This is a genomic window from Flavicella sp. (assembly GCF_037132785.1).
Lineage (GTDB): Bacteria > Bacteroidota > Bacteroidia > Flavobacteriales > Flavobacteriaceae > Flavicella.
Window position 1 is genome coordinate 1 of sequence record NZ_JBAHZZ010000200.1, and the last position, 7,345, is coordinate 7,345.

Sequence of the window (7,345 nt, forward strand, 5' to 3'; positions counted from 1 at the left end):
CTTACTTTGATGAATTTTGTTTTAGAATTAATAGGTCACAATACAAAGAATCCATTTTTCATAAAACAATTCTTAGAATGGTACTACAAAAACCTAAATATCAAAAAAATACAAAACAGACACTAGGCGTATAACTCAGAATAATTTAATCAATCATTTTGATGTTTATTTGGTGTAATATGTGCAACTTTAATTATCCTCTTTACTTCTTTAAACATATGATAAGAGTCATGAAATAAATAAAGAGGCAGTTCTACTTTTGATGTTATTATTTTGTAAATTCGGTCACAAAATACACATACAAATGAATAAAGCTATTTATATTGCTACAATAGAATCACACAGCGGGAAGTCTTTGGTATCCTTAGGTCTTTTAAGGATGATGTTAACGAAATCGATTAAGGTTGGTTACTTTAGACCCATTATTAACGAGAGTAAAAAAGGAGGTTTTGATAACCATACAAAAACCGCTATCAATTTTTTTAATTTAGATTTAAAACAATCTGACTGTTATGCCTACAAACAAAGTGAAGTCATAAAATTATTAAGCAAAGGAAAAGTTGATGAAGTCATTCAAACCGTTATTAAGAAATACAAAAAGCTTGAAGAGCGTTTCGACTATGTACTTGTTGAAGGTACAGACTTTTCTGAAGAGGGAAGTTTTCTGGAGTTAGACTTAAATTTGGCGATTGCTAAAAACCTTGGGATTCCTTCTTTAATCGTAGGATCAGGAAAAAACAAGACGATAGATGAGTTTGTAAATAGCATGGAAATCACTTATAAGGCTTTTAAAAGAAAAGAAGTAGATGTAATTGGAGTTATTGCAAACAAGGTTCCTGGTGAAAATAAAGAACGTGTTGCAGAAGAATTGAAAAAAGTCATTCCTTCTGATGTTCAAATTGATGTGATTCCTGAAAGCCTATACCTAGAAAACCCAACCGTTAAAGAAGTAAATGAAGCTTTAAACGGGAAAATTCTGTTTGGAGAACAGTTTATTGATAATACCATAGGGAGCTTTAGCTCTGGATCGATGCAACTGCGTAATTACCTAACAAGAATCAAAGAAAATGCTTTGGTGGTTACACCAGGAGATAGAGCAGATATTATATTGGGTGCTTTACAAGCCAATGCTTCTTCAAACTACCCTAAAATTGCGGGATTGATTTTAACAGGAGGGTTAATTCCAGAAAACTCTATATTACGTCTTATAGAAGGAGTACAATCCACTGTGCCTATTATTTCTGTTGAAGGAGGAACCTTTAGAACGACAAATAATATAGGTGCTATAAAATCTAAAATTTACGCAACAAACTCAAAGAAAATTTTACTTGCCTTAGACACATTTGACTCTTATGTAAATGCTGAAGGAATAGCTAACAACTTAACAAAATACAGTTCGGGACGTATTACTCCTAGTATGTTTCAGTATAATTTACTGCAAAGAACAAAAAAGAACAGAAAACATATTGTACTTCCAGAGGGAAATGATGATAGAATTATTCAGGCAGCAGCCCGATTACAATTATTGGATATTGTAGACTTAACAATTTTAGGTGATAAAGATAATATTCAATTAAAATGTGACAGAATGGGACTTCAGATTGATCTGGATAAAATCAATATTTTAAATCCTGAAAACTCTGTTCATAATAAAGAATTTGCTCAAATTTTATTTGAAACTCGAAAACATAAAGGCATGACTGAGACTATTGCCAATGATTTGGTAAAAGACGTTTCTTATTATGGTACTATAATGGTCTTAAAGGGTATGGCAGATGGAATGGTATCTGGAGCTGCCCATACAACACAACACACCATCAAACCAGCATTACAATTGATAAAAACAAAACCTGGAGTTTCTGTAGTTTCCTCAGTATTTTTCATGTGTTTGTCTGATCGTGTTTCTGTCATGGGAGATTGTGCAGTAAATCCAAACCCAAATGCAGAGCAATTGGCAGAAATAGCTATCAGCTCTGCACAATCATCTGAGGCTTTTGGAATTGAAGCAAGAATTGCAATGTTATCCTATTCTTCTGGTAACTCAGGGAAAGGTGAAGAGGTAGAAAAAGTAAGAAGAGCAACGGAAATTGTATTAGAGAAACACCCAGACTTAAAAATTGAAGGTCCTATTCAATACGATGCTGCTGTAGACATAAATATAGCAAAAAGTAAAATGCCAAATTCGAAGGTAGCAGGACAAGCTTCTGTCCTTATTTTTCCTGATTTAAATACGGGAAATAATACTTACAAAGCAATCCAAAGAGAAACAGGTGCTTTGGCAATTGGTCCTATGTTACAAGGATTAAACAAACCCGTAAATGACTTAAGTAGAGGGTGTACAGTAGACGACATTTTCAATACTGTTTTATTAACGGCTATTCAAGCAAATCAACAATAACAAAATGAATATATTAGTATTAAACGCAGGCTCATCTTCCTTAAAATATCAATTGATTACAATGCCTTCTCAAGAAGTTAAATGCATAGGGTTGGTAGAACGAATTGGAATGGATGATGCTATTTTTACCCACGAAAAAGGAACTCAAAAGCACCATGAGGTTTGTCCTATTTTAGACCATACGGCAGCATTAAAAAAAGTTGAAGTTGCATTGATGAACTCCGATTATGGAGTTATAAAAAATGTTGATGAAATAGATGCTGTTGGACATAGAGTGGTTCATGGAGGAAGTACCTTTACTAAAACCGTTTTAGTTACGGAAGATACAAAAGAAAAAATCAAAGAATTATTTGCTTTGGCTCCATTGCACAACCCAGCCAATTTAACAGGAATTGAGGTTGCAGAGAATGTTTTTAAAAACGCCCAACAAGCAGCAATTTTCGATACGGCTTTTCATCAAACCATGCCTCGAGAAGCTTATCAATATGCAATTTCGAATAAATATTTAATAGAAGATGAAATTCGTGCTTATGGATTTCACGGAACCAGCCATAGGTATGTTTCAGAACAAGCCATCAAATATCTAGGAGAAAAATCTAACAAAATAATCACTATTCATTTAGGAAATGGTTGCAGTATCTCTGCAATTAATGAGGGTAAATGTGTAGAGCACTCCATGGGTTTAGGACCTTCTAACGGATTGATTATGGGAACCAGAGCAGGTGATATTGACCAATCTGTAATTTTCCACTTGCAAAATAAATATGGAAAAACTGCTGACGAAGTAAATCATATTCTTCAAAAAGAATCCGGACTAAAAGGCTTGACAGGTCATTCTGATTTAAGAGATATTGGAAATTTAGCAGCCGAAGGAAATCAAGATTGTATCAACGCATTAAATTTAGTGGCACATAGAATCAAAAAATATATCGGTTCGTATACTGCTATTTTAAATGGTCTAGATGCTATTGTTTTTACTGCTGGAATTGGAGAGAACTCTAGCTTGATGCGTGAATTGAGCTGTAAAAATATGGATTGGCTAGGGATTGAACTTGACGAAAATAAAAATAACAAACGATCTAAAGAAATTAGAGAAATTCAAAAAGAAGGAAAGAAGGTAAAGGTTTTAATCATTCCTACAAATGAGGAAATAGAAATTGCAAAACAAACTTATGAACTGTTAAACAGTTAATATAATTTATCTTTGCTTTGAGTCGATTTATTCCTTTTTTAAGAGAGTAAATCGACTTTTTTTATTTGCTGTATTTACATTTTTCACCTAGTAAACGAGGGAGATACCCTAAATAAAACTTGTAAAGTAGAGAGGTAATATTTACATTTGCTTTTCAAAAATTAACAGAGTAAAAATAACGACTAGAAATGGGTAGAGCATTTGAATTCCGTAAAGCAAGAAAGATGAAACGTTGGTCAGCAATGGCTAAAACATTTACACGTATAGGTAAAGACATCGTAATGGCTGTTAAGGAAGGCGGGGCTAATCCTGATAGTAATTCGCGTTTAAGAGCTGTAATGCAAAATGCAAAAGCAGCCAATATGCCAAAAGATAATGTTGAGCGTGCGATTAAAAAAGCAATTGATAAAGATACTGCCAACTATAAGGAAGTTTTATTTGAAGGATATGCACCTCATGGTATTGCTATTGTTTGTGAAACAGCAACTGACAATAACAACAGAACGGTTGCCAATGTGCGTTCTATATTTAATAAATGTGATGGTACCTTTGGAACTTCAGGATCTGTAATTTTCATGTTTGATCATACCTGTAATTTTAGAATAAAATCTGAAGGAGTGGATATCGACTTAGAAGAATTGGAATTGGAATTGATGGACTTTGATGTAGAAGAGGTGTTTCAAGATGAAGATGGAATTTTAATTTATGGTCCTTTTGAGCAGTTTGGTGCTATTCAAGGATACTTGGAAGAAAACAGCTTAGAAATTCTTTCTTCTGGCTTTGAACGTATCCCTACAACCACAAAAAAACTAGAAACAGCTCAACAAGCAGATGTTGAAAAATTATTAGAAAAATTAGAAGAAGATGATGATGTTCAAAATATATATCATTCTTTAGAAATGTAAAAAGCAATGCCTTTCGGTGTCTTAGTTTGTTCTATTGAGCAGATTAGGACGTACTTCCAAAGTAAAAAGGATGTCATACAGGTCAATTATTCTTCAAAAAAAAAGTGAAGATTATACTTGAAAACACATCAGTAAAGTAGCAGAGGATTCTACTAGGTGTATGGAAAGGGTATAAGCCAATTTCAAAAGGATATGACATAACTCACAATACAAAAGAAGAAGAAAGTGTGAAATTCAATGCAATATTAATGATTTATCAAGTTGAATTCTTTTTAAGAACAATTTGTTTTGGGATGAGTTTATTCATGTTAATATACATTCAAATGAATTTTGTATAGAACAATTAGTTCACAGTTAAATTATAACATTTTCAATAGCTAATCGAAAGAACGTACGGGCTGATAAAATACCAGCCCGATTTATATGTCCTTATACCATTTTAAGATTCAAATGACGCATTAAATTCGTTTCTTTTTCATTCATATTTCACACAAAAACAAAACCGTAACGGAGCTATGCTTCTGTTTTTATTGCTTATCTGAATAAAAAATATTCCAAATTATTATTACGTCATTTAAAAATAAAACTGGTTTAAAAAGATTATTAAGTTGCTTGTTTAAGTACAGAATCTATCATAAAATCCGTGTGTCTTAGGATAGTTTTGCATTATTTATTAAAAAAATGATTTATAGTGAGTTGATTAATAAGAGATGTGTCTTTTTTTGAGTAAAATATTTTTTTGTTTGAATCCTGCCAATAAATAAACATTTTTGAAATAAAGTAGACTAGAAAAAAGCGGTGAAATTAACTAAATATACGACTTTAGAATTTATTATTTCAACAAAAATTCTGATTATTTGTTTATTTTTTTGTTAAAATAAAAAATCTAGATATATTAGATATAAAACTGATCATCAATAGGGTAGTGTGGTTTTGTAAGTTTGGTTTGGACTTGATTTTGATTTTTTTTCAAACTTAAGTAGTCTTTATTTAATGCAACAAGTTTTAAAATAGTTGTCAAAGCATTTCGTAGAACCTAATAAACTCACTATTTTTGCAAGGTTTCATATTAATTATCAAAGTGAGCCAAGATTTGACAACACCTAGAACTAAGAGTACAAAGACAAAAAAATTATACGATTACCAACAAGAGGCTCTGAGCCAGATTTTTGGAAGAATCGAAGAAAATCCGGAAAGTTATAATTTAGTATATCAATTGCCCACGGGTGGAGGAAAAACGGTTATTTTTTCTGAAATTGCAAGACGATATATTGAGGAGACTGGAAAAAAAGTTTTGATATTAACTCATAGAATTGAGTTATGTAATCAGACCTCTAGGATGTTGTCGGAATTCGACGTGAACAATAAAATTATCAATAGTAATGTAAAGGAGCTGTACGATCAGGACGAATATATGTGTTTTGTAGCAATGGTAGAGACTTTAAAGAACCGATTGAATGACGATAAGTTGGAGTTGGATCAGATAGGTTTGGTAATTATTGATGAAGCTCATTATAATTCTTTTAGAAAGTTATTTAAATATTTTGAGAATTGTTTTATTCTTGGGGTAACTGCGACACCGTTAAGTTCTAATATGAAGTTACCGATGAACGACATCTATAATGAATTGTTAGTAGGTGAACCGGTTCAGTCTTTGGTTGATAGAGGGTTTTTAGCAAAGGCTACTACTTATACTTACGATGTTGCATTGGGAACCTTGAAAATTGGAATCAATGGTGATTATACAGTTAAATCTTCAGAAGAGCTGTATTCAAATAATTTGATGCAAGAGAAGTTATTGTATGCTTATGAAGAAAAATCTTTGGGTAAAAAAACATTGATTTTTAACAATGGGATCAATACCTCACTTCATGTTTATGAAACATTTAAAGCTGAAGGTTACGACGTAATGCATTTAGATAATACCAATTCAAAACAAGAACGTGAGTATATTTTAAAATGGTTTAAAGAAACTCCGAGTGCAATTTTAACATCGGTTGGTATTTTAACTACTGGGTTTGATGAGCCGACTGTTGAAACGATTATTTTAAATAGAGCTACAAAATCGATTACCTTGTATTATCAAATGATAGGAAGGGGCTCTCGAGTGATTGATGATAAAAAAGATTTTACAGTTTTAGATTTAGGAAATAATGCCGCTAGATTTGGATTGTGGGGAACTCCATTAGACTGGAGAAAGATATTTAGTTCGCCCTTATATTACCTAGGTAATTTAATAGGTGATGATGATATTGAGCGTAGTTTTACGTATGCCATGCCAGCAGAAATTCGTGCTGAATTCCCAAATTCAACTGAGTTCTCTTTTAACATAAAAGAAGAGTACGATAAAGCAATTAAAATGAATATAAAATCAAAAATTGTTTTGGATAAATCTATAGAACAGCACTGTAAATTATGTGTAGAAAATAGTGAAGATGTTTTTGATGCAAGAATATTGTCTAGGCTTTTACAAGACGATATCTCAGATAGAATAAAAAAGTACTCCTATTGTATTATAAAAAGCACAAAAAATTATATTCAGTGGTTAGAAGATGATTACAAACGTAGGCTGGGTACTATGATCAATCAGAGTTTTTCATAACAAATAAAGATTACAAAAAAAGGTTAACATTTCCGTTAGTCTTTTTTTTACTAGAAATAGGATTCGTTTTTTGTATTGTTGTTTTCTTAAAAAGGTATAGAAATTTTTTACTGAGTTATACGCCTAGTGTCTGTTTTATATTTTTTTGATATTTAGGTTTTTGTAGTACCATTCTAAGAATTGTTTTATGAAAAATGGATTCTTTGTATTGTGACCTATTAATTCTAAAACAAAATTCATCAAAATAT

General features: G+C 31.8%; 4 protein-coding genes and 2 pseudogenes. 5 read left to right on the forward strand and 1 reads right to left on the reverse strand.

The window, feature by feature from the left end; translation table 11 throughout:
* From V5787_RS12570 to V5787_RS12590, 5 genes and pseudogenes are all read left to right on the forward strand, one after another.
* A pseudogene (locus V5787_RS12570) lies at positions 1–134 on the forward strand (IS1595 family transposase); the annotation flags it as partial.
* Positions 135–304: 170 nt separating this feature from the next.
* A complete protein-coding gene (pta, locus tag V5787_RS12575) occupies positions 305–2,398 on the forward strand; it encodes a phosphate acetyltransferase (protein WP_336893552.1) in 2,094 nt (697 codons plus the stop codon).
* A gap of 4 nt (positions 2,399–2,402) precedes the next feature.
* Positions 2,403–3,590, forward strand: coding sequence for an acetate kinase (locus V5787_RS12580; protein WP_336893553.1), 1,188 nt, complete (start codon positions 2,403–2,405; stop codon positions 3,588–3,590).
* 188 nt (positions 3,591–3,778) lie between these two features.
* Complete coding sequence (locus tag V5787_RS12585; protein ID WP_336893554.1) at positions 3,779–4,495, forward strand: YebC/PmpR family DNA-binding transcriptional regulator; 717 nt, start codon at positions 3,779–3,781, stop codon at positions 4,493–4,495.
* 1,081 nt (positions 4,496–5,576) lie between these two features.
* The gene (locus V5787_RS12590; protein WP_336893555.1) at positions 5,577–7,097 is read left to right on the forward strand and encodes a DEAD/DEAH box helicase; all 1,521 of its coding nucleotides are present in this window, start codon (positions 5,577–5,579) and stop codon (positions 7,095–7,097) included.
* Between the two features lie 115 nt (positions 7,098–7,212).
* On the opposite strand, the pseudogene V5787_RS12595 reads toward V5787_RS12590, so the two are convergent.
* Positions 7,213–7,345, reverse strand: a pseudogene (locus tag V5787_RS12595) (IS1595 family transposase); the annotation flags it as partial.

Excerpts from the sequence above, each read along its gene's own strand:
- pta (WP_336893552.1), top strand. The coding sequence starts at position 305 with ATGAATAAAGCTATTTATATTGCTACAATAGAATCACACAGCGGGAAG.
- V5787_RS12580 (WP_336893553.1), top strand. The coding sequence starts at position 2,403 with ATGAATATATTAGTATTAAACGCAGGCTCATCTTCCTTAAAATATCAA.
- V5787_RS12585 (WP_336893554.1), top strand. The coding sequence starts at position 3,779 with ATGGGTAGAGCATTTGAATTCCGTAAAGCAAGAAAGATGAAACGTTGG.